The following is a 24,598-nucleotide window of genomic DNA, read 5'->3' on the forward strand; positions in this document are numbered from 1 at the left end:
TCGGGCGAGTTTACGCCTTCCTGAGTGTTTGCTGTGCGCGCTTTTCGCGTGTCATCCGGGCGGGCACCTCCGCGGTGCTATTCCTCCGTGTCGCCGAGCGAAGGGGCACCGACGAAGACGGCGCGCGGCTCCACGACGTTCTCGAGTTCCAGCACGACCAGACGGTTCGCCCCCTCTCTCGTGGCAGGTGCGGGCATGGAGAGCGTGCGCTGCGGACCGTTGCGCCAATAGCGGCCGAGGAAGAAGCCGTTCACGAACGCGTAGCCCTTGCTCCAGGCCATGGTGTCGAGGACGAGGTCCGTCGGTGCATCCAGGGTGAACGAGCTGGTCCACGCGGCCAGGCCCGTCTTCAGGACATCGGCGGCGTCGGTGCCGGTAGTGGCGTCGAGCTCGGTATCGATCTCGGCGTCGACCTCCGCGGCGATCTCTGCGACATCCAACGGCGTCGAGCGCCAGCCCGTCACCGGCGCGCCGTCGAGGGTGATCTCGCCGATCAGACCCTTCTCCTCGCCGAGGCGGCGGTCGTAGTTCACCCGACCCTGATCCTCGACCAGGGTGCTGAGGGTCCGGCCGTCCGGGATCCGGATCGCCCGGTCGTGCCGGGTGCGCGAGAGCGTGCCGACCACGCGGTCGTCGACGCTCACCCACGCCAGATCGCGCACCTCGTCGACGACGAGCAATCCGCCGCGTGCATCCCGAAGCTCGGCGTCGTAGCGCACGAGGGCGCTGAGGTGGCCGAGTGCGTCGAAGGTCTCGGGCTGCGCGGTCGTCGACGCAGGACCCGCGAGGTCCGTCCAGGCGCCCGCGGGCGTGAGCGGAACTTCGAACGCGGGCGCTGCCTCGGCCGCAGCCGGAAGCTCATCCGGCACCGGCGCATACCGGGCGATGACCTCGCGGAAGGCGAAGAACTTCTCCGTGGGGTTGCCGGCCTCGTCGAGCGGGGCGTCGTAGTCGTAGGAGGTCACCAGCGGCAGATAGCGACCCTTGTGGTTCGCGCCGTTGGTCAGCGCGAAGTTGGTGCCGCCGTGGAACATGTAGATGTTGACCGAAGCACCGGCCGCCAGCAGCTCGTCGAGGTCGGCGGCGGCCGTGGCGACATCGGTGGTGTGATGCACGCCGCCCCACCAGTCGAACCAGCCGTCCCAGAACTCCGAGCACATCAGCGGACCGGTGCTCTGGTGCCGGCGCAGGGTCGCCAGCCGTTCCGCGCTGCGGGAGCCGAACGAACCGGCTGAAGAGCAGGAAGGTCGGGACCGCGAGGGCGGTGCCGGGCACGGCCACGGCGCCCAGGACCACGGCGAACACCGCACGGTGCCCGGGGAAGCGGAACTTCGCGAGTCCGTAACCCGCCATGGTGGCCAGCAGCGTCGCTCCTCCCGCACCCACCACCACGTACAGCAGGGTGTTGCCCAACCAGCGCAGGAAGATGCCGTCGCGGTAGGAGAACGTGGCGACCAGGTTGTCGATGAAGGCGAAGTCGTCGGCGAACCACAGCCCGAACGAGCTGAAGAGTCCGGCCTGCGTCTTGGTCGAGCTGAACAGCAGCCAGACCAGCGGGACGAGGGTGTACAGCGCGTACAGGATCATGACGATGAGCAGCGTGTTGGACTTACGCGGATTCATCGGGTCATGGCGTCTGCGAGAGGGGCGGGCGAGGGGGAGTGCCATGTCAGCGCACCTCCGACTTCGAGCCGCGCAGCTGCACGACGTAGGCGATGACCGCGGTGATGACGCCCATGATGATGGCGATCGTCGCGGCGTAGTTGAACTGCTGCCCGGCGAACGACAGGTTGTACGCGTACATGTTCGGGGTGAAGAACGTGGTGATCACGTTCGGCGCCAGCGGACGCAGGATGTTGGGCTCGTTGAAGAGCTGGAAGCTCCCGATGATCGAGAAGATCGTCGCGATCACGAGCGCCCCGCGCACGGAGGGGATCTTGATCGAGAAGATCGTGCGCCAGGCCCCGGCGCCGTCGAGGGAAGCGGCCTCGTACATGTCGGTCGGGATGGTCTTGAGCGAGGAGTAGAAGATCAGCATGTTGTAGCCGACGAACTCCCACGTGACGATGTTGCCGATCGAGAGCAGCATCCATTCCTTCGCGAACGGGGTGATCGCGTCGACCCCGAGGAAGTCGTTGATATTGCTCGTGAGACCGAACTGGTCTCCGTAGATGTAGCCCCACATCAGTACCGCCACCACCGCGGGGACGGCGTAGGGCAGGAAGATCAGGATGCGGAAGAAGGATGCTCCGCGCAGGCGGGCGCTGTCGAGGGCGAGAGCGGCTCCGAGCGCGAGGATCAGCATGATCGGCACCTGCACGACGAGGAAGACCAGCACGCGGCCGAACGCCTCCCAGAATTGCGGATCGGAGAGTGCGCGTGCGTAGTTGTCCAGCCCGACGAAAGCGGTGCCGCCGATGAGCTTCTCCTGGAAGAAGCTCAGGTAGAGCGCATAGGCGAGGGGTGTCAGGAACACCAGGGCGAACACGACCATGAACGGGCCGACGAAGGCCCATCCCTTCCAGTCGCGCTTGTCGCGGCGCCGGATGCCGGGGGCACCCAGGGTTGCGGGGATTCAGTCGTCATCGACGAGTCCTTCTTACGTTTCGGGCGCACCGTGCGCCGTGTGTCAACGTCAACATATTGGATGGACTGGTAGTGTGTCAACGTCAACATATGAGGGGATGGGTGATCGTGACCCCAGAGCATCCGACAGAGACGTCGACGCGCAGACGCGAGCCCTCGATGGAAGACGTCGCCAGGGAGGCCGGTGTCTCCGGTCAGACGGTGTCCCGCGTCGTGAATGCCAGGGGATACGTCGGCGCCGCCACGCGCGAGCGCGTCGAAGCGGCCATGAACAGCCTCGGCTATCGACCCAACAGTGCCGCTCGAGCGCTACGATCAGGGCGATTCCGCACCATCGGTGTCGTGATGTTCTCGTTCAGCTCGTACGGCAACCAGCGCACGCTCGATGCGATCGCCGTACGCGCCGCCCAGCTCGGCTACGCCCTCACCCTCATCCCCGTCGAATCCAGTGCCGGTGAGACGGTGGCCGGAGCATTCCGACGACTGGAGGAACACGCGGTCGACGGCATCATCATCGTGATCGAGGCTCATCAGCTCGACGAGGCCGACATCGAGATCCCCGACGCGCTTCCGGTCGTGTTCGTCGACTCGAACCGCGGAGACACCCACCCGTTCGTGGACACCGACCAGGCGCAGGGTGCACGTCTGGCGACCGAGCACCTGCTCGGGCTTGGGCACGACACGGTGTGGCATGTCACCGGCCCCGCGCGCTCGTACTCCGCGGAGCGTCGGCGCGAAGCATGGCAGCAGACCCTGGAAGGGCACGGACGTGATGTCCCGGCCCCTCTGTCGGGCGATTGGACCGCTGCATCCGGCTACGCGGCCGGTGTGGAACTGCGCGAGATCGACGGGGTCACCGCCGTGTTCGCGGCGAACGACCAGATGGCGATCGGAGTGCTGCGCGCCTTCCGCGAGGTCGGGCGCGACGTTCCGGAAGACGTCAGCATCGTCGGGTTCGACGGCCTGCCCGATGCCGCGCAGCTGTGGCCGCCGCTGACGACGGTGCAGCAGCATCCGGAGCGTCTGGGAGCACTCGCGGTGGACGCGCTGCTCGCGGAACTCGACGGCGTCGAACGGCAGCAGACCCCGCTGGTGGCCACCGAGCTCATCGTGCGCGAGAGCACGGCGGCACCGCGGAAGCGCTGAGTCGACTCACTCCGCGCGCTGTCGCGGAAGCGCTCAGGCCGCGGGATCCTGCGGTCAGCGCCAGATCGCGGCGATCGCGGCATTGGCCGCGGTGAGGATGCCGACCAGCCAGAACACCGCGGACGGGATGGCTGCTCCGCGGCGCTGACGAGCCAGGCCGATACCGAGCAAAGCGCCGATGACGAGCAGGATCACGAGCTTGACGCCGACCTTGACGTAGTTGAGCTCGTAGGAGAGCCCCCACGGTGCGGCGAGAGCGAGGCCGGCGACCGCGGCGATCGCCATGCCGATGTTCATCAGCCGGGTGAACTCCCGCTTGCCTCCGAATGCCTGGGCGGCCCAGGCGCCGAAGAGCACGGCGAATCCGATGAGGTGGACGAACAGCACGATGTGGCGGAGGGTCTCCATGCCCTCACCGTACGAGTGCGGCACCCTTCTGCGCTAGCAAGGGCAGGCTGACCTCAGCCGCGCAGCTCCCGGGTGACCAGGGCCGTCCGCAACGCGGCATCGGCGGCTTCGGCGCCCTTGTCCTCCTTGGAGCCTTCGAGACCGGCGCGGTCGAGACCCTGCTGCTCGTCGTCGAGGGTGAGCACACCGAATCCGACAGGCTTGCCGGCATCGAGGGCGACGCGGGTGAGGCCGTCGGTGGTCGCCGCCGAGACGTACTCGAAGTGCGGAGTGCCTCCGCGGATGATCACGCCGAGCGCGACGACCGCATCCGCTCCGCCGGCGAACGCGGCCTGCGCCGCGATCGCGAGCTCGAACGAGCCGGGCACGCGCACCAGTCGGTGCGTGGCCTTCGCCTCATCCAGCACACGCTCCGCGCCGGCGATCAGGCCGTTGGAGATCGTCTCGTGCCAGGTGCCGGCGACGATGACGACGTTCAGTCCTCGTCCGTCGATGTTGCCGGTCTCGGGTGCTCCTGCGCCGCTCATTCGTCGTCCTCTCCGTGGGCGAGCGCCTCTGCGAGTTCCGCTTCGCCGATGATGTGACCCATGCGGTCACGCTTGGTCTCCAGGTACTGATGGTTGTTGGGTCCCACTCCGACGATCAGCGGCACCTGCTCGATCACGTCGAGGCCGAGCTCACGCAGCTGCGCGACCTTGTCGGTGTTGTTCGTCAGCAGACGCACCTTCGACACGCCCAGGTCGGAGAGGATGCCGGCGGCCGCGGCGTAGTCGCGGGCGTCGGCGGGCAGCCCCAGCGCGAGGTTGGCATCGACCGTGTCGAGGCCCTCCTCCTGCAGGCTGTACGCGCGCAGCTTGTTGATGAGGCCGATCCCGCGCCCCTCGTGCCCGCGCATGTAGATCACGATCCCGCCCTCTTTCTCGATCGCGTCGAGCGCGGAGTCGAGCTGGGGGCCGCACTCGCATTTCAGCGAGCCGAACGCCTCGCCGGTCAGGCACTCCGAGTGCACGCGCACCAGCGCGGTCTCACTGAGCTCGCCCGAGACGACCGCGATGTGGTCGGTGCCGGTGACGCGGTCCTTGTAGGCCAGGAAGCGGAAGGTGCCGTGCGTGGTGGGCACCGTGGCGTCGGCACGCAGACTCACCCGGCGGCCCCGGTGCGCGCTCGGGGTCGCTCCGTCCGGGTCGATCTCGTTGAGGTGAGCGATGAGCTGCTCGATGGTGATCACCGGCACGCCGTCACGGGCACCGAGTTCGATCAGCCCGGGAAGGCGCATCATGCTGCCGTCCTCCGCGACGACCTCGGCGATCGCGCCGACGGGTCGGAGTCCGGCGAGCTTCATGAGCTCGACGGCGGCCTCGGTGTGGCCGCTGCGCTCGCGCACGCCGCCGTCGACAGCCCTCAGCGGCAGCACGTGCCCCGGGCGGATGATGCTCGTCGACGTCGACTCCGGGTTCGACAGCACGTTCAGGGTGTGCGCGCGATCGTGGGCGCTGATGCCGGTGGTGACGCCCTGGGCGGCATCGACGCTCACGGTGTACGCGGTCGAGCGGGCGTCTTCGCTGGCGGCCACCATCGGCGGAAGGTTCAGATGGTCGGCGAGGTCGGCCGGCATCGGAGCGCAGATGAATCCCGACGACCAGCGCACCGTCCAGGCCACCCACTCCGGCGTCGCGAGCTCTGCCGACAGGATGACGTCGCCCTCGTTCTCGCGGTTCTCGTCGTCGGCGACGAGAACGGGGCGCCCGGCGCGCAGCGCCTCCAGGGCCTCGGCGATCGTGGAAAGGCTCATCGCGAGCCTCCTTCCGGTGCGGCGCGGAACGCGAGCAGGCGCTCGACGTGCCGGGCGAGGATGTCGGTCTCCAGGTTCACGCGGTCGCCGACGGCGCGGATGCCGAGGGTGGTCGCGGCGAGGGTCTCCGGGATCAGTGAGATCTCGAACCAGGGGGAGGGGTCTGCGGGTGCGCTCACCGCGCTCACGGTCAGCGAGGTGCCGTCGACCGAGATCGAACCCTTGTCGACGACGAGCGGGGCGAGGTCGGCGGGCAGGCTGATGCGCAGCACACTCCACTGGGCGCCCGGTCGTACCTCGAGCACGTCGCCGACCCCATCGACGTGGCCCTGCACGATGTGCCCGCCCAGTCGCGCCCCCACCGGCATGGCCTTCTCGATGTTGACGCGGGTGCCGACCGTCGCCGACCCGATCGCGGCGACGTCGAGCGTCTGCTTCATCACGTCGGTGTCGAAGGTGTCCGCGGTCGAGCCGACGACGGTCAGGCACACGCCGGAGACCGCGATCGACTCGCCGTGTACGGCGTCCGCTGCCGCGCGGGGTGCGCGCACGGTCAGGCGCCAGCCGTCGCCCGCGGGCGCGATCGCGGTGATCTCGCCCATCTCCTCGATGATTCCGGTGAACATCAGGCCGCTCCTTCGTTCCGCGGGTGTGCGTCGTGCGCAGGGTGCGCGATCGCGAGCAGGTCGCTCCCGAGGGGGACCCATTCGTCGATGGTCAGGCGGCGTGCCTCGCCGATGGATGCGACACCGATGTCGGTGAGGGCCAGGCGGCCGCCGCCGAGCAGCACCGGCGCGATGTAGACGAGCAGGCGGTCGGCGAGTCCGGCCTGGAGGAAGGCGCTGGCGAGCGTCGGGCCGCCCTCCACGAACAGGTTCTGCACCCCGCGGGCATGCAGGTCGGCGACGACCGTGTGCAGATCGTGCGTGTCGAAGAACAGGGGGGAGTGCGGATGCCGGTGCACCGCGGCGTCGGCAGGGGTGGGCCGTGACCCGATGACCACCGGGATCGGCTGGTGCGGCAGCAGGGCGTCGCCGTCGCGGGCGGTGAGGGCCGGATCGTCGGCGAGCACGGTTCCGGTGCCGACCGCGATGGCATCGGCTTCCGCGCGGCGGCGATGCACGTCGGCGCGGGCTGCGGGACCCGTGATCCACTGGCTGGAGCCGTCGTCGGCGGCGGCGCGCCCGTCGAGGCTCTGCGCCCACTTGACGGTGATCTGCGGGCGTCCGAGGCGCTGGGCCGTGAGCCATCCGGCGATCAGGGCGTGCGCGGCATCGGCCTGCTCGCCCGCTTCGACGTCGACACCCGCGGACCGCAGACGCTCCGCACCGCCGCCCGAGACGGCACCGGGGTCATCGAGTGCGTAGACCACCCGGGCGATCCCCGCTTCGATGAGCGCCACGGCACAGGGCCCCGTGCGGCCGGTGTGGTTGCACGGCTCCAGGGTCACGACGGCGGTGGCGCCGCGGGCTTCGCCGGGGGCGAGCTTCGAGAGCGCGTCGACCTCGGCATGCGGGGTGCCGGCGCCATGGTGCCAGCCCTCGGCGAGGACCGTGCCGTCGGGGGAGAGGATGACCGTGCCGACCTGCGGGTTCGCCCCGCGCGGTCCTCGGGCGGCGAGGTGGAGCGCGCGATCCATCGCGTTTCGCTCTGCCGCGTTCACTGCCATCCGTCGTCCTCCTCTGAGGCTCCGGGGTCAGACAGGGGTGGCGGAACGGACGCACGGATGCGTCTCGTGCTGCCTCCCTTCCGGACTAGCGAGGTCTCCCTCGCATCACCGTCGGTCCCGGAATTCCACCGGATCGGCATCTCGATCTCTCGAGACGCTCGCGGACTGTCACCGCCGGTTCGGATTCCCACCGACCCCGGAGCACGTTGTTGCTCTGAGTGTACTCAACGCGTCTGCGCAGATTTCATTCCAAGACATGGATCGGCGCCCTCCGATCGCCCGCCGTCACTTGAGCAGTCGGGACAGACGCCGGTCGGCGAGCACCTTGCCGCCGGTCTGGCACGTGGGGCAGTACTCGAGAGAGCGGTCGGCGAAGAACACGCTGCGCACCGTGTCTGCGCACACCGGGCAGGCCTCGCCGCGGCGTGCATGCACCTGCATCCCCCGGCGTTTGGCGTCTTTCAGGTCGGCGGGGGGCTTGCCGGAGGCTGCGGCCACCGCCTCGCCGAGCGTCTCGCGCATGGCGGTGAACAGGCGGTCGATCTCGGCATCGTCGAGCTTTCCGGCGATCGCATACGGCGACATGCGTGCGGCATGCAGGATCTCATCGGAGTAGGCGTTGCCGATGCCGGCGATCACCGCCTGATCGCGCAGCAGCCCCTTGATCTGCATGCGCCGATCCTCGAGCAGTGCCGCGAACGCGTCGCGGGTGAAGGAGGAGTCGAGGGGGTCGGGGCCGAGTCGCGCGATGCCGGGCACGTCGTGCGGATCGCGCACCACGTAAACCGCGAGCGACTTCTTCGTTCCCGCCTCGGTGAGGTCGAAGCCGCTGCCGTCGTCGAGCGCGATGCGCAGGGCGATGGGCGACTTGCCGGGTTTGACGAGCGTCGCAGGGAGCGTCTCGTACCAGCGCAGCCACCCGGCCTTGGCGAGGTGGAACACCAGGTGCAGGTCGTCGCCGCAGGAGAGCACCACGAACTTCCCGAGGCGAGCAGACGCCGTGATCGTGGCCTGCTGCAGCGCGGTGATCGGCGGATCGTAGGTCTTCAGCGCGGCGATCGCCGAGACGGTCGCGCGGGTGATCGTGCGCCCGACGGCACGTTCGGCGAGAAAGGCGGTCAGGCCCTGGACCTCCGGCATCTCCGGCATGCGTTCATCCTGTCATCGGCCGCCGACACTGTCACCTGGTGACCTGTCGCTCCTCGGGCTCGTACCCGGTGCGCTCGCGCCTCAGAGCACCGTCCAGTCCACCGGCGTGCGGTCGTCGGCCGGCAGCAGAGCGGCCATCCATCCGTCGTCGCGACCGCGGGGGCTCGTGAGCGCCTGCCGCTGGAGACCCTCGTAGCGGAAGCCGAGAGCGCGGGCGGCGCGGGCCGAGGGGATGTTCCCGACGATGGCCTGCCAACGGATGCGGACGAGCCCGAGCTCGCCGAAGCCCCAGTCGAGCACCGCGCGGGCGGCCTCCGTGAGATACCCCCGGCCCCGGGCGTCGGCCGTCACCCAGTAGCCGAGCTCGGCGGCAGCGCCCGTGAAGTGGTCGGCGATGTTGTGCAGACCGATCATGCCCACGAGTACGTCGTCGGCGTACATCGCCCAGACGACCTCCGAGCCGTCGGCCCACCACCCCGCGATGAGGCGCACGAACTCCTCGGCGTCCTCGCGTGCGTACGGGCTCGGCACCGTGGTCCAGCGCCCGATCTCCGGGTCCTGGCAGGCGACGGTGATCGCATCGATGTCGCCCTCCGTCGGGGGGCGCAGGACGAGGCGTTCGGTGGTGAGGGCGACGGAATCCATCCCGACAGCCTATTGAGGTGCGCACCCGTGGCAGGGGCAGCGGCCGGAGTGTCCGTGGGCGCGACTAGTCTTATCCGGTGACTGTTCCGGGGATTCTGCGCGCCTTGGAAGAGGCGTCTCTGTACCGTGACGCCCTCAGCTGGGCGCGCACCGATGCCGACCTCGGCCTGGTCGACGGGCTCGATGCCCCGGCGCTCGCCGGCCTGCTCGAGAAGCGGACGGCGGCAGGACACCCGGCCGCCCTCCTCGCCGTCGTGCCGACGGGCAGGCGGGCCGAGAGCCTCGCGCTGGCGATGCACGCCTATCTGCCCGACGCCGACATCCTCACCTTCCCCGCCTGGGAGACGCTGCCGCACGAGCGCCTCAGCCCGAGCCCCGACACCGTCGGGCAGCGCCTGCAGACGCTGCGACGGATCGCGGAGTGGTCGGGGGATCACCCGCTCGTCGTTGTGGCATCGGTGCGGGCTGTTCTCCAGCCGATCGCGGGGAACCTGGGCGAGATCGCCCCGCTCGAGCTCGCCGCCGGCAGCCGAGGACACGAACTCGACCGCGTGGTCGAGCAGCTGGTCGAGCGCGCCTACTCGCGCGTAGACATGGTGTCGCGGCGCGGCGAGTTCGCGGTGCGCGGCGGCATCCTCGACGTCTTCCCTCCCACCTCCGAGCACCCGTACCGCATCGAGTTCTTCGGCGACGAGATCGACCAGATCCGCGCGTTCTCGGTTGCCGACCAGCGCTCGCTCCCGGGCGATGTCGCGAGCGTCGACCTTCCTCCGACCCGCGAACTGCTGCTCACGGCAGAGGTCCGCGAGCGCGCCCGCGCGCTCGTCGGCGGCTTCCCGGCGATCTCCGGAATGCTCGAGAAGATGGCCGAGGGCATCCCGGTCGAGGGCATGGAGTCGCTGCTGCCCGCCGTCGCCGGCCCGTTGAAGTCGCTCGCCGAGTATTTGCCCTCCGGGAGCGCCACGGCGGTCATCGACCCCGAGCGCGCGACCGCACGTGCGATCACCCTGGGCGACACGAACCGCGAGTTCCTGGATGCTGCCTGGAGCGCGGCCACCTCCGGCGCCTCCGCGCCCATCGATCTGGGCGCCGGCGACTTCCTGACGATCGCCGACCTCCGCGAGGTGGTGCGCGACCGGGGCGGCGTGTGGTGGCGGCTCAGCCCGTTCGGCGCCGGACTCGGCGAAGGCGATGCGGAGGCCACCAACCTCGGCGCCGCCGTCATCCCCTCCTTCCACGGCAACGTCGACGGCGCGATCTCCTTCGTCGAGGCGAAGGTCACCGACGGCTGGCGCGTGGTCGTGATCGCCGCCGGTCACGGCCTGGTCGACCGCGCACGCGACGTGCTCGCCGACCGAGGACTCGCGGCCCGTGTGGTCGAGACGCTCACCGAGGCGCCGGAGGGTGGTGTCGCGACGCTGGTCACCGGATCCGTCGAGGCCGGCTTCCAGGTGGCCGAGGCGAAGCTCGCCGTGCTCACCGACAACGAGTTCTACGGTCGCACGATCGGTGGCGACCAGCGCGTCGTCAAGAAGCTCGCATCGCGGCGCAAGAACGTCGTCGACCCGCTGCAGCTCAAGCAGGGCGACTTCGTGGTGCACGCGACCCACGGCATCGGCCGCTTCGTGGAGATGACCCAGCGCGAGGTGTCCACCGGCGGGCGTAACGCCACCAAGTCGATCCGCGACTACCTCGTGCTCGAATACGCGCCGTCCAAGCGCGGGTACCCGGGCGACAAGCTGTTCGTGCCCACGGATCAGCTCGACCTGCTCTCCAAGTACGTCGGCGGCGAGGCCCCGACTCTGTCGAAGATGGGCGGCAGCGACTGGTCGCAGGCAAAGGGCAAGGCCCGCAAGGCCGTCCGCGACATCGCGGTCGAGCTCGTGAAGCTCTATTCCGCACGGATGAGCGCCAAGGGCCATGCCTTCGGCCCGGACACGCCATGGCAGCGCGAGCTGGAGGAGGCGTTCCCGTTCGCGGAGACCCTGGACCAGTTGCAGACGATCGACGAGATCAAGGCCGACATGGAACGGCCCATCCCGATGGACCGCCTGCTCTCGGGAGACGTCGGCTTCGGCAAGACCGAGGTCGCCGTCCGGGCCGCCTTCAAGGCGATCCAGGACGGCAAACAGGTGGCGATGCTCGTGCCGACGACGCTGCTCGTGAAGCAGCACCTCGAGACGTTCACCGAGCGCTTCGCCGGTTTCCCGGTCAAGGTGCGGCCGCTGTCGCGCTTCCAGACCGACAAGGAGGCGCGGCTCACTCTGCAGGGTCTGCTGGAGGGGTCCGTCGACATGGTGATCGGCACCCACCGCATCCTCACCGACCAGGTGATGTTCAAAGACCTCGGTCTGATGATCATCGACGAGGAGCAGCGTTTCGGCGTCGAGCACAAAGACGCGCTCAAGAAGATGAAGACCAACGTCGACATCCTCGCCATGAGCGCCACCCCGATCCCGCGCACGCTCGAGATGGCGGTGACCGGCATCCGTGAGATGTCGACGCTGGCGACTCCGCCCGAGGACCGGCATCCGATCCTGTCCTTCGTCGGTCCGCGCAGCGACAAGCAGATGGCCGCGGCGATCCGTCGCGAGATCCTCCGCGAGGGGCAGATCTTCTTCGTGCACAACCGCGTGCAGTCGATTCAGCGCGTCGCGAGCGAGCTCGCCGAACTCGTGCCCGAAGCCAGGATCGCCGTCGCGCACGGACAGATGGGCGAGCACCAGCTCGAGCAGGTCGTCGACGACTTCTGGGAGCGCAAGTTCGACGTGCTCGTCTCGACGACGATCATCGAGACGGGTCTCGACATCGCGAACGCGAACACGATCATCATCGACCGCGCCGACAAGTACGGGCTCAGCCAGCTGCACCAGTTGCGCGGGCGCGTCGGGCGAGGGCGCGAGCGCGCGTACGCGTACTTCCTGTACGACGAGATGAAGCCGCTGAGCGAGACCGCCGCCGACCGGCTGCAGACCATCGCGGTCAACAACGACCTGGGCTCCGGCATGCAGGTCGCCCTGAAGGACCTCGAGCTGCGCGGCGCGGGCAACCTGCTCGGCGCCGAGCAGGCCGGTCATATCGCGGGCGTCGGGTTCGACCTCTATCTGCGCATGATCGGCGAGGCGGTGGCGACCTTCCGCGGCGACGAGGTCGAGACGGGGCAGGAACTGCGTCTCGAGCTTCCCCTCGACGCGCGCATCCCCGAGTACTACATCGACAGTGAGCGGCTGCGCCTGGAGGCCTACCAGAAGCTCTCCGCCGCCTCGGCGGCGACGGCCAGGGACGACGCGATCGACCTGGTCATCGAAGAGCTCGTCGACCGGTACGGAACGCCGCCGGAAGAGGTCGAGGGGCTGCTGGCGATCTCGCGCCTGCGCCGGCGCGCCGCGCGTGCGGGCCTGACGGACGTCGTGGTGATGGGGTCGAATCTGCGCATCGCGCCCGCCCGGCTCGAGGATTCGATCAAGGTACGGCTGCAGCGGCTCTACCCGAAGGCGAAGCTCGTGGCAGGGGGAGAGGCGCTGGTCGTGCCGATGCCCACGGTCCCCGCCGCCGTCGGCGTGGGGCTCGAGCTGCTTCCCGACGCGCAGCTGCTCGAGTGGGTCGGTCAGCTGTTCACTGCGATCTTCCCTGAGCCGGCCGCGTCCGCGTAGCGCGCCGCCGCGGCCGCGGGACTAGTCTGGCGGCATGTTGTACGAGCACCTCGGGGCTCGGCCCCGCGTCCATGACACCGCCGTCATCGCCCCCACCGCCGTGATCTCCGGCGACGTCGAGATCGGGCCGGGCTGCCAGGTGCTGCACGGCGCCGTGATCACCGCCGAGGGAGGAGCGATCACCCTCGGAGAGCACGTCATCGTGATGGAGAACGCGCTCATCCGCGCCACGGCGGCGAACGCCGTGCACATCGGGTCGCACACCCTGATCGGCACGCTGTCCAGCATCGCGGGCGCGACCGTCGGCGAGGAGACGTTCCTCGCCTCGGGGTCGCGACTGTTCAACGGTGCGCTGATCGGGCCGCGCTGCGAGGTGCGCGTCAATGCGATCGTGCTCCGTCGTGCCGTGCTAGCGGAGGGCACCGTCGTCCCGATCGGCTGGGTGGCCGTCGGCGACCCCGCGCAGTTGTTCTCGCCGGATCGCGAGGCCGAGATCGCGGCGGCGCAGCCCGATCTCGACTTCCCTGGGCATGTGTTCGGTGTCGACCGCGACACCCCCGACCTGATGGTGCAGCTGACCGAGCGCTACGGCACGTCGCTCGCACGGCATGCGCACGACGTGAGCATCGACGGCGCGCACCACCGGCAGCACCGCGCATGACGGGCGGAGTGGGCCTGGTCCGCCCCGACGTGAGCACGGCGGATGCCGCGCGCATCGCCCTGGACTGCTACGGGATCACGGCGAGCGCGCAGGAGCTCGGCAGCAATCAGGACCGGAACTTCCTCCTCACGGCGGAGGACGGCGCGAAGAGCGTGCTGCGCATCGACAACGCGGTGTTCGGCGATGCGGCGCGCGACGCGCAGCATGCCGCCCTCGACGCCTACCGCGACGCGGGGGTCCGCGTGCCGGCGGTGCTCCCGGGTCTCGACGGCGCGCTCACCCAGCGCTGGAACGGATTCGCCGTGCGGCGCAGCGAGTTCGCCCCGGGGGAGTCGCTGGTGAATGCGGGGTACCTCGCCCCGGTGGTGCTCGCCGAGTTCGGCGCGCTCGCCGCCGCTTCCGTGAATGCGCTGGCGCCCCTCGGTCATCCCGGTCTCGATCGCCCGCAGATGTGGGACATGCGCGTCGCACACGAGCAGACCACGGCACTCGCACCGTCCATCGCCGACGCCGCACTGCGAGGGCGCGTGCTGCGTGCGGCGGCGAAGGCGGATGCCGCTCTCGCCCCGCTCGCCGCGGGCCTTCCGGTGCAGGCGATCCACGGCGACCTCACCGACGACAACGTGATGGGGACGCGGGGCGACGATTCCCGTCTGCATCCGCACACGGTCCTCGATCTGGGCGATCTCGGACGCGGATGGCGCGTGGCCGAGCTCGCGGTGTGCGCATCGTCGATGCTGCACCACGAGCCGGAGCGGCCGCTGCGCGTGATCGAGACGATCGCCGCCTTCCACCGGGATGCCCCGCTGAGCGTGGCGGAGGCCAGAGCGGTCTGGCCTCTCGTGGTGCTGCGCGCCGCGCTGCTGGTGGCGAGCGGGTGGCGTCAGCTCGAGATCGACGGCGACAACGACTACGCACGGGAGCGGATCGCGGGCGAGCAGGCGATCTTCGACGCCGCGACCCTGCTGCCGCTGGTCGAGATGACCGAGCACGTGCTCGTCGCGGTCGGAATCGACGAAGGCGGCTTCGATGCGGCGGATCTGGCGGCGGAGGCGGAGGTCGCCCCGCTCGCCTCGCTGCTGCCGGATCTCACCGGCCGCGTCGCCGTGATCGATCCCGGAGTCGAGTCCGCAGCCCTCGACGGCGGGCGCTGGCTCCGGGAGGACGCGGAGGAGGAGCTGATCGCCGAGGCGATCGAGCTCGGGGTCGCCGTGGCGGTGATGCCGTACGGCGCATTCCGGCTGACGCGAGCGCGCGTCGACGATGCAGAGGCGGGGCAGACCTGGGCGACCGCCTGCGAACTGCACTTCCCTCCGGGGCCCCGGGTGCGGGTGGCGGCGCCCGCGAGTGGGCGTGTGACGCAACGGGGTGGGACCGCTCGGCTCATCCTCGACCTCGACGGTCCTGGCGGCGGCCACGACTGGGTGCTCGAGATCACGGGACTCGATGCGGAGGAGCGCCGTGAGCGCCCTGTGGGCGCCGGCGAGACCGTGGGGTGGCTCGCCGCAGCTTTCGAACCGCGGCGGCTGACGGTGGGCATCCGGCGAGACGATGCTCCGGAGCAACAGGCGGACGGCGCAGCCCTGGTCGCCCCCGACCGCGTCCCGGCGTGGAGTCGGCTGACCGCCGACCCCGCACCCGTCCTCGGGCTGCCCTCCTTCACGCAGCACGACGATGCCGCGGCGGAGCTCGGCCGTCGCGAGAGGATCTTCGCTACGGCGCAGGAGCGCTACTACGAACGTCCCCCGCAGATCGAACGCGGCTGGCAGCACCACCTGATCGACACCACTGCGCGCACGTACGTCGACATGGTCAACAACGTCGCAGGTCTCGGCCACGCCCATCCGAAGGTCGCGGACGCCGCGGACCGCCAGCTGCGGACCCTCGCCACGAACTCCCGCTTCCTGTTCCGCGACCTCGCGGAGTACAGCGAACGACTTCTCGCCCTGATGCCGGAAGGCAGCGACCTCGACACGGTGCTGCTGGTCAACAGCGGCTCGGAGGCGGTCGATCTCGCCATCCGTCTGGCGCAGGCGGCGACCGGTCGTCGCACGGTCGTCGCGCTGCGAGAGGCCTATCACGGCTGGACGATGGCGAGCGATGCGGTGACCACCAGCGCCTATGACAACCCCTTCGCGCTCGCCACGCGCCCCGACTGGGTGCACATCGCCGATGTGCCCAACCGCTTCCGCGGCACGTATCGCGGTGCGGACGTCGCCGACGCCTATCTCGCCGACCTCGCGACCGATCTCGATCGGCTGCGGGAGGACGGACGGGAGGTCGCGGCGTTCCTGTGCGAGTCGATCCTCGGCAACGCGGGGGGCGTGGTGCTCCCCGACGGCTATCTCGCCGGCGCCTATGCCCAGATCAGGGCGGCGGGCGGGGTGTGCATCGCCGATGAGGTGCAGGTCGGCTTCGGGCGCATGGGGTCCGCCTTCTGGGGGTTCGAGCTCGCAGAGGTGGTGCCCGACATCATCACGATCGCGAAGCCGATGGGCAACGGATTCCCGATCGGCGGGGTCATCACCTCGAGGCGCATCGCGGACGCGCTGTCGACGCAGGGCCAGTTCTTCTCCTCCGCCGGCGGCAGCACGCTCAGCTGCCGGGTCGGCATCGCGGTGCTCGACGCGATGGCCGAGGACGGACTGCAGCACAACGCGACAGTGATCGGCGCGCGCCTCGCCGAGGGCCTTCGGGGCCTCGCCGACCGGCATCCGCTGATAGGCGTCGTCCATGGCGAGGGGCTGTATCTCGGTGTCGAACTCGTCCGTGACCGCGACACCATGGAGCCGGCGGCCGCCGAGGCCGCGGCGATCTGCGAGCGGATGCGTGAACTCGGTGTGATCGTGCTGACGACATCCGAGCGGTCCAACGTTCTGAAGATCAAACCACCGCTGTGCCTCACGGCGCAGAGCGCCGATCATGTCGTCGCGATGCTGGACAGGGTGCTGACCGAAGGGTGGTGACTCGGGGCCTCATCTTCGAATCCCGCTGTCCATCGGATTGTTAAAAGCGTATTTCGAACCGAATTCGTCGTAGCGCTGGCGATTACCTCCGGTCCATACTGTTCCTCAGCGTCGGACGATCCGAAGTCCGACCCATGCGCTGTTCCCCGAGGAGTACCCATGGCAACGAAGACGAAGCCGCTGGCGCAAGGCGGAGGGACGCTCCGACGAAATCTGGGGTTGTGGGCCATCGTCGGGCTCGGGCTCGGCTACATGACACCGACGGTCGTCTTCGACACCTTCGGCATGGTCGCCCGTGACACCGACAACGTCGTTCCGGCGGCGTACCTGGTCGCGCTGGTCGTGATGGTATTCACCGCCATCAGCTACGGCAAGATCTCCAGCGCGATCCCGAGTGCCGGATCCGCCTACACCTACGTGCGCGAGTCGATCCATCCGAACCTCGGCTTCATGGTCGGTTGGACGTCGCTGATCGACTACGTGCTGCTGCCGATGGTGAACTGCCTCATCATCCGCAGCTATCTCGAGGCGCTCTTCCCCGAGATCCCCGGGTGGATCTGGGTCGTGCTGTACTGCATCCTCGTGACGAGCATCATCTACCGCACGATGCGCGGCACCTCGAACCTGAACATGATCCTGCTCATCTTCTCGATCATCGTGATGGTCGTCTTCGTGGTGATGGTGATCGCGCAGCTGATGCGCGGCGACGGCGCCGCGACCGTGGCCTCGATGGCCCCGTTCTTCCACGACGGCGCCACGATGAGTGCGGTGCTGATGGGCGCCACGATCGTGTGCTTCTCGTTCATCGGCTTCGACGCCGTGACGATGTACGCGGAAGAGGCCAAGGACCCGAAGATCATGCCCAAGGCCATCCTGCTGACGGTGCTTCTGGGAGGCGCGATCTTCCTCATCTCCGGCTACCTCACGCAGCTGCGCTTCCCCGACTGGAACGAGTTCGCGCCGGGCGGCGACATGCAGTTCGTCGAGGACTCCACGCTGCCGGTCATCGGCAACCTGGTCGGCGGCCCCGTGCTCATGGCGGTGCTGACAGCGGCCGGCTTCTGCGCCACCCTCGCCTCCGGCCTGGCGTCGCACGCCTCGGTGTCGCGGATGCTGCTGGTGATGGGCCGCAACAACGTGCTGCCGCAGCGGGCGTTCGGCTACATCAACCCGCGCACCCACACCCCGACCTTCAACATCGTGCTGGTCGGCGCCATCTCGCTGCTGGCCATCCCGTTCACCCTCGAGCTGATCGCCGCGTGGATCAACTTCGGCGCGCTGATCGCCTTCACCTTCGTCAACATCTCGGTGATCGCGTGGTTCGCGATCCGCAAGGGCCGTCGCAAGACTCCCGGCGACATCTTCAGCTTCATCGTGATGCCCGGCATCGGCATGGTGCTCACCGGTCTGCTCTGGGCGAACCTGCACGAGGACGCCCTGCGCGGCGGCCTGGTGTGGACCGCGATCGGGGTCGTCTACCTCGCCATCATCACGAAGGGCTTCCGCAAGAAGGTCGTCGCCTTCGACGAGAACCAGGCGGTGACCGGATACAACAAGGTCGTCAAGGTTCCGGTCGACGAGAGCTGACCCGACATCCCGACACGAGAAGAGCCGCCTCCCCGGAAGGGAGGCGGCTCTTCTCGTGTCGAGGAACCTGTGTTGAGGAAGGGGTCAGATGACACCCTGGGCGAGCATCGCCGCGGCGACGCGCTCGAAGCCGGCGATGTTGGCTCCGGCGACGTAGTCGCCCGCGACATCGTGTCGCTCCGCGGCGTCGAAGGCCGCATCGTGGATGTCGGCCATGATCTCGCGCAGCTTGTTCTCGCTGTCGCCGAAGCTCCAGCGCTGACGCGAGGCGTTCTGGCTCATCTCGAGCGCGGAGGTGGCGACGCCACCGGCGTTCGCGGCCTTTCCGGGGGCGAACAGCACACCGGCCTTCTGGAACGCCTCGACCGCATCCGGCACGCACGGCATGTTCGCGCCCTCGGACACGGCGCGCACGCCGTTCGCGATCAGGGCCTGGGCATCGGCGAGGCTGACCTCGTTCTGGGTGGCGGAGGGGACGGCGATGTCGACCGGGACCTCCCACACGCTGCCGCCTTCGACGAAGCGGGCGCTCGGGCGGCGGTTGGCGTACTCGACGATGCGGGCACGCTCGACCTCCTTGATCTGACGCAGCAGGTCGAGGTCGATCCCGGCGTCGTCGACGACGTAGCCGGAGGAGTCCGAGGCCGTCACCGCGGTGGCGCCGAGCTGGGTGGCCTTCTGGATCGCGTAGATCGCGACGTTGCCCGATCCCGAGATGCCCACGCGCTTGCCGGTGAGGGAGTCGCTGTGCACCGCGAGCATCTCCTGCGCGAAGAACACCGCGCCGTACCCGGTGGCCTCGGTGCGCACCTCTGCACCGCCCCACCCCGTCCCCTTGCCGGTGAACATGCCGGACTCGTGGCGGTTGGTGACCTTGCGGTACTGGCCGAAGAGGTAGCCGATCTCGCGGCCGCCGACGCCGATGTCGCCCGCGGGCACATCGGTGTGCTCGCCGAGGTGACGGTAGAGCTCGTTCATGAACGACTGGCAGAAGCGCATGACCTCGGCGTCGGACTTTCCGTGCGGGTCGAAGTCGGATCCGCCCTTGCCGCCGCCGATGCCCTGGCCGGTGAGCGCGTTCTTGAAGATCTGCTCGAAACCGAGGAACTTGATGATCGACAGGTTCACCGAGGGGTGGAAGCGCAGTCCGCCCTTGTATGGGCCGAGCACGGAGGAGAACTGGATGCGGTAGCCGCGGTTGACCTGCAGCCTGCCGGCGTCGTCGATCCACGGCACGCGGAAGAGGATCTGGCGCTCGGGCTCGACGAGTCGCTCGAGGATGCCGCCGTCGACGTATTCCGGGTGGCGCTCCAGCACAGGTGCGATCGAGTGCAGCACCTCGTGGACGGCCTGGTGGAACTCCGGCTCGTAGGGGCTGCGGGAGAGCACCGTGTCGAAGACGGGCTGCACGGATGCGGCGAGCGGATGGAAGTCGACGGGAGACGTAGCGGTCACGCGGAAGAGCTTTCTGGTGGGGGATGGTGGTGCAGGCGATCGTGTCGCGTGAGGCTGTGCCGGATCCGGCAGAGATTTCACTCTAGTGGGCACCGAAAGCGAGGGTTCCCGCTCGGTCGGTGGCGACGTCGGTCACCCGGTGTTCTGCAGGCCTGCGGCCACACCGCTGACGGACAGCAGCAGCAGACGCTGCTGTTCCGGGTCGGCGCCGGAGCCGGTCGGATCCTCTGCGGCCGAGCGGAGGGCCCGCAGCGCGCGCAGCTGCAGCAGCGAGAGCGCGTCGACGTAGGGGCTGCGCAGCTGCACGGCGCGCTGCAGCACGGGCTTGTTCTCAAGCAGGCTCTCGCCCCCGGTGAGACGGATCACCCAGCGCCGCGTGGTCGCGAGCTCGTCGAGCACGAGCTGTGCCAGATCGTCGCGGTCGCCGAGGGCCAGGTACTGACGGGCGATGCGCTCGTCGGTCTTGGCGAGACTCATCGCGACGTTGTCGATCATGGTGCGAAGCAGCGGCCACTCCCGGTACGCCTCCACGAGCAGCTCTTCGTCGCCGACCGCGTCCAGGGCGGTGCCGAGTCCGAACCATCCGGCGAGGTTGATGCGGGCCTGCGTCCAGGCGAACACCCACGGGATGGCCCGCAGGTCTTCCAGCGATTCGACCGAGAGCCCCCGGCGGGCGGGGCGGGAGCCGAGAGCCAGCAGCCCGATCTCCTCCATCGGGGTCACGGTGGCGAACCAGGGGGCGAAGCCCTCCGCCTTCACGAGCGAGAAGAAGCGCTCCCGGGAGGCCGCGTCCATGATCGAGGCGACCTCGGCATAGCGGGCGGCCGCCCGGCTCGTGCGCTCCTCCTCAGTGGGGGAGGATGCCAGCAGCGTCGCCGCCGCGACCTGGTCGATGTGCCGCATGGCGATCGCGGGCTCGCCGTAGCGGGCGAAGATGACCTCGCCCTGCTCGGTGAGCTTGAACCGGCCGTCGACCGAGTGCGGAGGCTGCGCGAGGATCGCGGAGTTGGCGGGCCCGCCGCCGCGGCCGAGCGCACCGCCGCGACCGTGGAAGAGGGTCAGCTCGATGTCGGATTCCTGCGCCCACCGTGCGATCTTCTCCTGCGCCTCGTACAGGGCGAGGTTCGCGGCGACGGGGCCGACGTCCTTCGACGAGTCCGAGTAGCCGAGCATGACTTCGAGCCGATTGCCGGTGGCGGCCATGCGCTCGCGGAACTCGGGGAACGTCACGGCCTCCGCGAGGATGCCGGGAGCCGCCTGCAGATCGGCGAACGTCTCGAACAGGGGCACCACGTCGAGCACCGGGGCGTCGTCACCGAGCGCGTAGCGGGCGAGACGGTGCACGTTCGCGAGGTCGGAAGCCGCCTGGGTGAAGGAGACGACGTAGCGCCCGGCGGCGCGCAGGCCACGGTCGTTCTGGATGTCCGCGATCGCGCGGAACACCTCCAGCACCTCCTCGGTCTGCGCGCTGATGGCCTCGCCGGCATCGAGCTCGGCCAGGGCCTTCGCGTGCACCTGGGAGTGCTGGCGCACCTCGAGCTCCGTGAGGTGGAAGCCGTAGGTCTCGACCTGCCAGATCAGGTGCTGCACGCCGCCGAACGCGTGCCGCTTCGCTCCGGCGTCCGCGAGCGAGGACTGCACCGCGCGCAGATCCGCGAGCAGTTCCTCAGGACGCGAGTACGCCTGAGTGCTGTCACCGTGACGGGTCGCGGCGACGCGACGCGCCAGCACCAGCAGCACGCGACGGTGCGGCTCGTCGGGCGAGCGGGTGGCGAGTTCGGCCGCCAGGTTCGGCTCCGCCGCGGCGAACCGCTCCCACAGCCCCGTGACCTCGGCGCTGGGCGGAGTGTCGTCGGAGGCGAGAGTGAGGGTGCGGCCGATGCGATCGAGCGCGCGCTCGAGACCGCGCAGCACATGGTCGGCCGCGATCTGGGAGGCCTCGCGGGTCACGGATGCCGTCACGAAGGGGTTCCCGTCGCGGTCGCCGCCCACCCAGGAGCCGATCCGCACGAAGGCGGGAACGACCGGGGCGGTGGCGCCGGAGTCCTCTCCGCGGAGCGCATCGTCGATGCGGCGGTACACGTGCGGCACCGTCGTGAAGAGCGTCTCGTCGAACACCCCCATCACGGTGCGGACCTCGTCGGTCGGGGAGGGCTTCTGCGACCGCAGCGGGGCCGTGCGCCAGAGGGTGTCGATCTCCTCCAGCATCCGGCGGCGGGCACGGTGCTCCTCCGAGCCGCCCTCGCTCGCGGCATCGTGCTGCGTGAGCAGCTCGGACAGGCGGCGGATGCTCGACGACACCGCGCGTCGGCGGGCCTCGGTGGGGTGCGCCGTGAAGACCGGGTGGAAGCGGAGCCCCTCCAGTCGGCGGCGGGCCTCGTCGTCGCCGACCTCGGTGCGCAGCCGCGCGTACGCGGTCGCGACGGTGTCGGCGGCGTCCTCCCGGCCCGGCTGTCCGGCGCGCTCGCGCAGCACGCGCACGCGCTGGTGCTCCTCGGCGAGGTTCACGAGGTGGAAGTAGCAGGTGAACGCGCGGGCGACCTCGTCGGCCCGAGCCACCGTGAACGACTCGGCGATCGCCGCCGCGCGCTCGAAGGCGTCGGAGGTCTCCTCGTCATAGGCCTGGATCGTCGCCAGACGCAGCCGTTCGACGTCTTCGAAGAGGTCGTCGCCGCCGGCTTCGCGCAGCACCTGCCCGAGCAGCTGCCCGAGCATCCTGACATCGGTGCGCATGGCATCGGGGATGCCGCGGCCGGCTTCGAATCGGCCGATCACGCGGATGGCCTCGGTGTTCGTGGGCTCGGAGAAGGAGTGTGCGGGGGTCACACTTCGAGAGTATCCCTCGTCAGAGGAGTGTCCTGCACGCATGACGATCTGCTTCGCGATCGGGCGATGACGAGAGGCGCCGAGGCCTGTCGGCGACCTACGATGGGGGGAATGCGCATCTCAGCGAACCCCCTCCGCGGGCAGCAGTTCCCTGCCGTCCTCCTCCTCATCGCGGCCGGCCTCGGACTCCTGCTCGCGAACCTGCCGACGCACGACGCGCTCGCCGCCTTCCTCGATCTCCATATCGCGATCCCCGGCACGGCCCTGGATTTGTCGATCGCGCACTGGGTGTCCGACGGCCTTCTCGCCGTCTTCTTCCTCGTCGTGGCCATCGAGCTGCGCCACGAGCTGACCCACGGCGAGCTCGACTCCCCGCGCAAGGCCGTGCAGCCCGCCATCGCGGCGACCGGCGGCGTGCTGGTCCCGATCGCGGTGTACCTGCTGATCGCCGGCGGCGACAGCACGACGGCTCCGGGCTGGCCCATCCCCACGGCGACGGATATCGCGTTCGCGCTCGGTGTGCTGGCGATGTTCGGCAAGGGTCTGCCCTCGCGCGTCCGCGTCTTCCTGCTCGCCCTCGCGATCCTCGACGACATCATCGGCATCATCTTCATCGCCGTGCTGTTCGCCGATGACGTGCAGTGGCTGCTGTTCGGGCTCGCGATCGTCGGGGTTGCCGTCTTCTGGGCGCTGAGCAGGCTGCTGCACGCCAAGGGCCACCCGCTGATCGCCGTCGCCATGGCCCTGGTCGGCGTGATCACCTGGGGTCTGGTCGCCTCCTCCGGCATCCACGCCACGATCGCCGGCGTGCTGCTCGGCCTCGTGATGTCGCCCGTGCCCGCCGGGCGCACCAGGCATGCACTCGAGCCGACCGTGAACGGCGCCATCCTGCCGCTGTTCGCCTTCGTCGCGGCGTTCGTGGTGATCCCCGCCGTCTCGATCACCGAGCTGTCGCCGGCGTTCTGGGCGATCGTGGTCGCGTTGCCCGTGGGCAAGATCATCGGCATCTCGCTGTTCGGCTGGCTCGCGATGCGCATCCGTCCGAAGGGCGCCGATCCTGCGCTGCCGTTCGCCGACATCCTCGCCGCCGGTACCCTCGGCGGCATCGGCTTCACCGTTTCGCTGCTGCTGGCGAACCTCGCTTTCGCCGACGATGGCGGCATCAGGGACCAGGCGATCCTCGGTGTGCTCATGGGGTCGTTGATCGCTCTCGTGTTCTCCGGGATCATCGTCTCCCTGCGGGCGCGCTGGTACCGTCGGGTCGCGTCCGCATCGTCGTGAGGAATGTTCCGGCCCTCGCCGCTTCCGGTCGGGTCGATGCAAGGAGGAAGCGTGAGCTCTGAGTCCCCGGCCGCGGCGGACGCTGCCGATCCGCTGCGTCAGGCAGCCCAAACCATGCACGCCGTCCGGGAGCGTTGCGTATGGTCGCAGCGGATCACACACCGTGACCTCGTGCCGTACCTGATCGAGGAGTCGCACGAGGTGATCGACGCCGTCGAGAGCGGCAGCCGCGACGACCTCCGCGAGGAGCTGGGGGATCTGCTCTGGCAGGTGCTGTTCCATTCGGCGATCGCGGCACAGGACCCGGACGATCCCTTCGACATCGACGACGTGGCACGCACGCTCACCGAGAAGATGGTGCGTCGGCATCCGCATGTGTTCGCCGGCGAGGTGGCCGAGACGCCGGAGCAGGTGCTGGTGCACTGGAACGCCGCGAAGGCGGCGGAGAAGCGCACCCGCCGCAGCGTGCTCGATGGTGTGCCGCGGGGGATGCCGGCGCTCGCGCTCGCCCAGAAGCTCGCCGGTCGCGCGGCGGGAGTGGGCGTCGCGGTGGAGTCCGCCGCCGCCCCGGCATCGGAGGACGAGCTCGGTGAGGCGCTCCTGGCACTGGTGGCGACGGCGCGTGCGCAGGGCTGGGATGCCGAGCGGGCGCTGCGCGAGCGGTTGCGCGTGCTGGAAGACGACGTGCGGGTAGCCGAAGCGGCACCCTGATCCCGGCACGGGGGCGTCGGCAGACCTGGGAAGATGGAACCGTGGCTACCGTGAACCCGCCGC

General features: G+C 69.5%; 18 protein-coding genes and 1 pseudogene. 7 read left to right on the forward strand and 12 right to left on the reverse strand.

Annotated features, from left to right (window positions below; translation table 11 throughout):
- Window positions 1-77: 77 nt before the first annotated feature.
- The 3 genes and pseudogenes from KY497_RS08560 to KY497_RS08565 form a co-directional block, all read right to left on the reverse strand.
- Window positions 78-1,310 carry a beta-galactosidase gene (locus KY497_RS08560; protein WP_308813114.1) on the reverse strand — a complete coding sequence of 411 codons (1,233 nt, stop codon included), beginning with the start codon at window positions 1,308-1,310 and terminating at the stop codon, window positions 78-80.
- Window positions 1,231-1,623 (reverse strand): annotated as a pseudogene (locus KY497_RS16705) (carbohydrate ABC transporter permease); the annotation flags it as partial. The gene KY497_RS08560 and the pseudogene KY497_RS16705, both read right to left, overlap by 80 nt.
- A 46-nt stretch (window positions 1,624-1,669) precedes the next feature.
- On the reverse strand, window positions 1,670-2,494 hold the full coding sequence (locus tag KY497_RS08565) for a carbohydrate ABC transporter permease (protein WP_258185619.1): 825 nt from the start codon (window positions 2,492-2,494) through the stop codon (window positions 1,670-1,672).
- Between the two features lie 251 nt (window positions 2,495-2,745).
- On the opposite strand from KY497_RS08565, the gene KY497_RS08570 reads away from it, so the two are divergent.
- Entirely contained in the window at window positions 2,746-3,732 is a 987-nt protein-coding gene (locus tag KY497_RS08570; protein ID WP_141387414.1) for a LacI family DNA-binding transcriptional regulator, read from the forward strand.
- 54 nt (window positions 3,733-3,786) lie between these two features.
- Here KY497_RS08570 and KY497_RS08575 read toward each other — a convergent pair whose 3' ends face one another.
- The 7 genes from KY497_RS08575 to KY497_RS08605 form a co-directional block, all read right to left on the reverse strand.
- Window positions 3,787-4,140 (reverse strand): hypothetical protein, encoded by a 354-nt coding sequence (locus KY497_RS08575; protein WP_017828757.1) that lies wholly within the window; start codon window positions 4,138-4,140, stop codon window positions 3,787-3,789.
- A 53-nt stretch (window positions 4,141-4,193) separates the two neighbouring features.
- Window positions 4,194-4,667, reverse strand: a complete 474-nt coding sequence (gene ribH, locus KY497_RS08580) for a 6,7-dimethyl-8-ribityllumazine synthase (protein WP_055864713.1) — start codon at window positions 4,665-4,667, stop codon at window positions 4,194-4,196.
- Window positions 4,664-5,932 carry a bifunctional 3,4-dihydroxy-2-butanone-4-phosphate synthase/GTP cyclohydrolase II gene (locus KY497_RS08585; protein WP_055864707.1) on the reverse strand — a complete coding sequence of 423 codons (1,269 nt, stop codon included), beginning with the start codon at window positions 5,930-5,932 and terminating at the stop codon, window positions 4,664-4,666. The genes ribH and KY497_RS08585 overlap by 4 nt, the downstream gene beginning before the upstream one ends.
- A complete protein-coding gene (locus KY497_RS08590) occupies window positions 5,929-6,558 on the reverse strand; it encodes a riboflavin synthase (RefSeq protein ID WP_055864704.1) in 630 nt (209 codons plus the stop codon). The genes KY497_RS08585 and KY497_RS08590 overlap by 4 nt, the downstream gene beginning before the upstream one ends.
- Window positions 6,558-7,601 (reverse strand): bifunctional diaminohydroxyphosphoribosylaminopyrimidine deaminase/5-amino-6-(5-phosphoribosylamino)uracil reductase RibD, encoded by a 1,044-nt coding sequence (gene ribD / locus KY497_RS08595; protein ID WP_219868861.1) that lies wholly within the window; start codon window positions 7,599-7,601, stop codon window positions 6,558-6,560. The genes KY497_RS08590 and ribD overlap by 1 nt, the downstream gene beginning before the upstream one ends.
- Before the next feature lie 285 nt (window positions 7,602-7,886).
- Window positions 7,887-8,750, reverse strand: coding sequence for an Fpg/Nei family DNA glycosylase (locus KY497_RS08600; protein ID WP_219868862.1), 864 nt, complete (start codon window positions 8,748-8,750; stop codon window positions 7,887-7,889).
- A gap of 81 nt (window positions 8,751-8,831) precedes the next feature.
- Window positions 8,832-9,395: a GNAT family N-acetyltransferase gene (locus KY497_RS08605; RefSeq protein WP_219868863.1), complete on the reverse strand. Its 564-nt coding sequence runs from the start codon at window positions 9,393-9,395 to the stop codon at window positions 8,832-8,834.
- Window positions 9,396-9,472: 77 nt separating this feature from the next.
- Here KY497_RS08605 and mfd point away from each other — a divergent pair, with 77 nt between their 5' ends.
- From mfd to KY497_RS08625, 4 genes are all read left to right on the forward strand, one after another.
- Complete coding sequence (mfd, locus tag KY497_RS08610; RefSeq protein WP_219868864.1) at window positions 9,473-13,048, forward strand: transcription-repair coupling factor; 3,576 nt, start codon at window positions 9,473-9,475, stop codon at window positions 13,046-13,048.
- A 34-nt stretch (window positions 13,049-13,082) separates the two neighbouring features.
- Window positions 13,083-13,709, forward strand: a complete 627-nt coding sequence (locus KY497_RS08615; protein WP_219868865.1) for a gamma carbonic anhydrase family protein — start codon at window positions 13,083-13,085, stop codon at window positions 13,707-13,709.
- Window positions 13,706-16,675: an aminotransferase gene (locus KY497_RS08620; protein ID WP_258185620.1), complete on the forward strand. Its 2,970-nt coding sequence runs from the start codon at window positions 13,706-13,708 to the stop codon at window positions 16,673-16,675. The genes KY497_RS08615 and KY497_RS08620 overlap by 4 nt, the downstream gene beginning before the upstream one ends.
- Before the next feature lie 159 nt (window positions 16,676-16,834).
- Complete coding sequence (locus KY497_RS08625) at window positions 16,835-18,262, forward strand: APC family permease (RefSeq protein ID WP_256934454.1); 1,428 nt, start codon at window positions 16,835-16,837, stop codon at window positions 18,260-18,262.
- Window positions 18,263-18,346: 84 nt separating this feature from the next.
- Here KY497_RS08625 and gdhA read toward each other — a convergent pair whose 3' ends face one another.
- Both gdhA and KY497_RS08635 read right to left on the reverse strand, forming a co-directional pair.
- Window positions 18,347-19,717 carry an NADP-specific glutamate dehydrogenase gene (gene gdhA, locus KY497_RS08630; protein ID WP_017828746.1) on the reverse strand — a complete coding sequence of 457 codons (1,371 nt, stop codon included), beginning with the start codon at window positions 19,715-19,717 and terminating at the stop codon, window positions 18,347-18,349.
- A 132-nt stretch (window positions 19,718-19,849) separates the two neighbouring features.
- Complete coding sequence (locus tag KY497_RS08635; RefSeq protein ID WP_141387382.1) at window positions 19,850-22,543, reverse strand: phosphoenolpyruvate carboxylase; 2,694 nt, start codon at window positions 22,541-22,543, stop codon at window positions 19,850-19,852.
- Between the two features lie 111 nt (window positions 22,544-22,654).
- Here KY497_RS08635 and nhaA point away from each other — a divergent pair, with 111 nt between their 5' ends.
- Both nhaA and KY497_RS08645 read left to right on the forward strand, forming a co-directional pair.
- A complete protein-coding gene (nhaA, locus tag KY497_RS08640) occupies window positions 22,655-23,824 on the forward strand; it encodes a Na+/H+ antiporter NhaA (protein ID WP_219868866.1) in 1,170 nt (389 codons plus the stop codon).
- A gap of 36 nt (window positions 23,825-23,860) precedes the next feature.
- A complete protein-coding gene (locus KY497_RS08645) occupies window positions 23,861-24,535 on the forward strand; it encodes a MazG family protein (protein ID WP_371861306.1) in 675 nt (224 codons plus the stop codon).
- The last annotated feature ends 63 nt before the right edge of the window (window positions 24,536-24,598 follow it).

Origin of the sequence: Microbacterium sp. PAMC22086 (assembly GCF_019443525.1) — a bacterium.
Taxonomy (GTDB): domain Bacteria; phylum Actinomycetota; class Actinomycetes; order Actinomycetales; family Microbacteriaceae; genus Microbacterium; species Microbacterium maritypicum.

Coding starts and splice junctions, on each gene's coding strand:
- KY497_RS08565 (WP_258185619.1), bottom strand. CDS start 2,494: ATGGTCGTGTTCGCCCTGGTGTTCCTGACACCCCTCGCCTATGCGCTC.
- KY497_RS08570 (WP_141387414.1), top strand. CDS start 2,746: ATGGAAGACGTCGCCAGGGAGGCCGGTGTCTCCGGTCAGACGGTGTCC.
- KY497_RS08575 (WP_017828757.1), bottom strand. CDS start 4,140: ATGGAGACCCTCCGCCACATCGTGCTGTTCGTCCACCTCATCGGATTC.
- ribH (WP_055864713.1), bottom strand. CDS start 4,667: ATGAGCGGCGCAGGAGCACCCGAGACCGGCAACATCGACGGACGAGGA.
- KY497_RS08585 (WP_055864707.1), bottom strand. CDS start 5,932: ATGAGCCTTTCCACGATCGCCGAGGCCCTGGAGGCGCTGCGCGCCGGG.
- KY497_RS08590 (WP_055864704.1), bottom strand. CDS start 6,558: ATGTTCACCGGAATCATCGAGGAGATGGGCGAGATCACCGCGATCGCG.
- ribD (WP_219868861.1), bottom strand. CDS start 7,601: ATGGCAGTGAACGCGGCAGAGCGAAACGCGATGGATCGCGCGCTCCAC.
- KY497_RS08600 (WP_219868862.1), bottom strand. CDS start 8,750: ATGCCGGAGATGCCGGAGGTCCAGGGCCTGACCGCCTTTCTCGCCGAA.
- KY497_RS08605 (WP_219868863.1), bottom strand. CDS start 9,395: ATGGATTCCGTCGCCCTCACCACCGAACGCCTCGTCCTGCGCCCCCCG.
- KY497_RS08615 (WP_219868865.1), top strand. CDS start 13,083: ATGTTGTACGAGCACCTCGGGGCTCGGCCCCGCGTCCATGACACCGCC.
- KY497_RS08620 (WP_258185620.1), top strand. CDS start 13,706: ATGACGGGCGGAGTGGGCCTGGTCCGCCCCGACGTGAGCACGGCGGAT.
- KY497_RS08625 (WP_256934454.1), top strand. CDS start 16,835: ATGGCAACGAAGACGAAGCCGCTGGCGCAAGGCGGAGGGACGCTCCGA.
- nhaA (WP_219868866.1), top strand. CDS start 22,655: ATGCGCATCTCAGCGAACCCCCTCCGCGGGCAGCAGTTCCCTGCCGTC.
- KY497_RS08645 (WP_371861306.1), top strand. CDS start 23,861: ATGCAAGGAGGAAGCGTGAGCTCTGAGTCCCCGGCCGCGGCGGACGCT.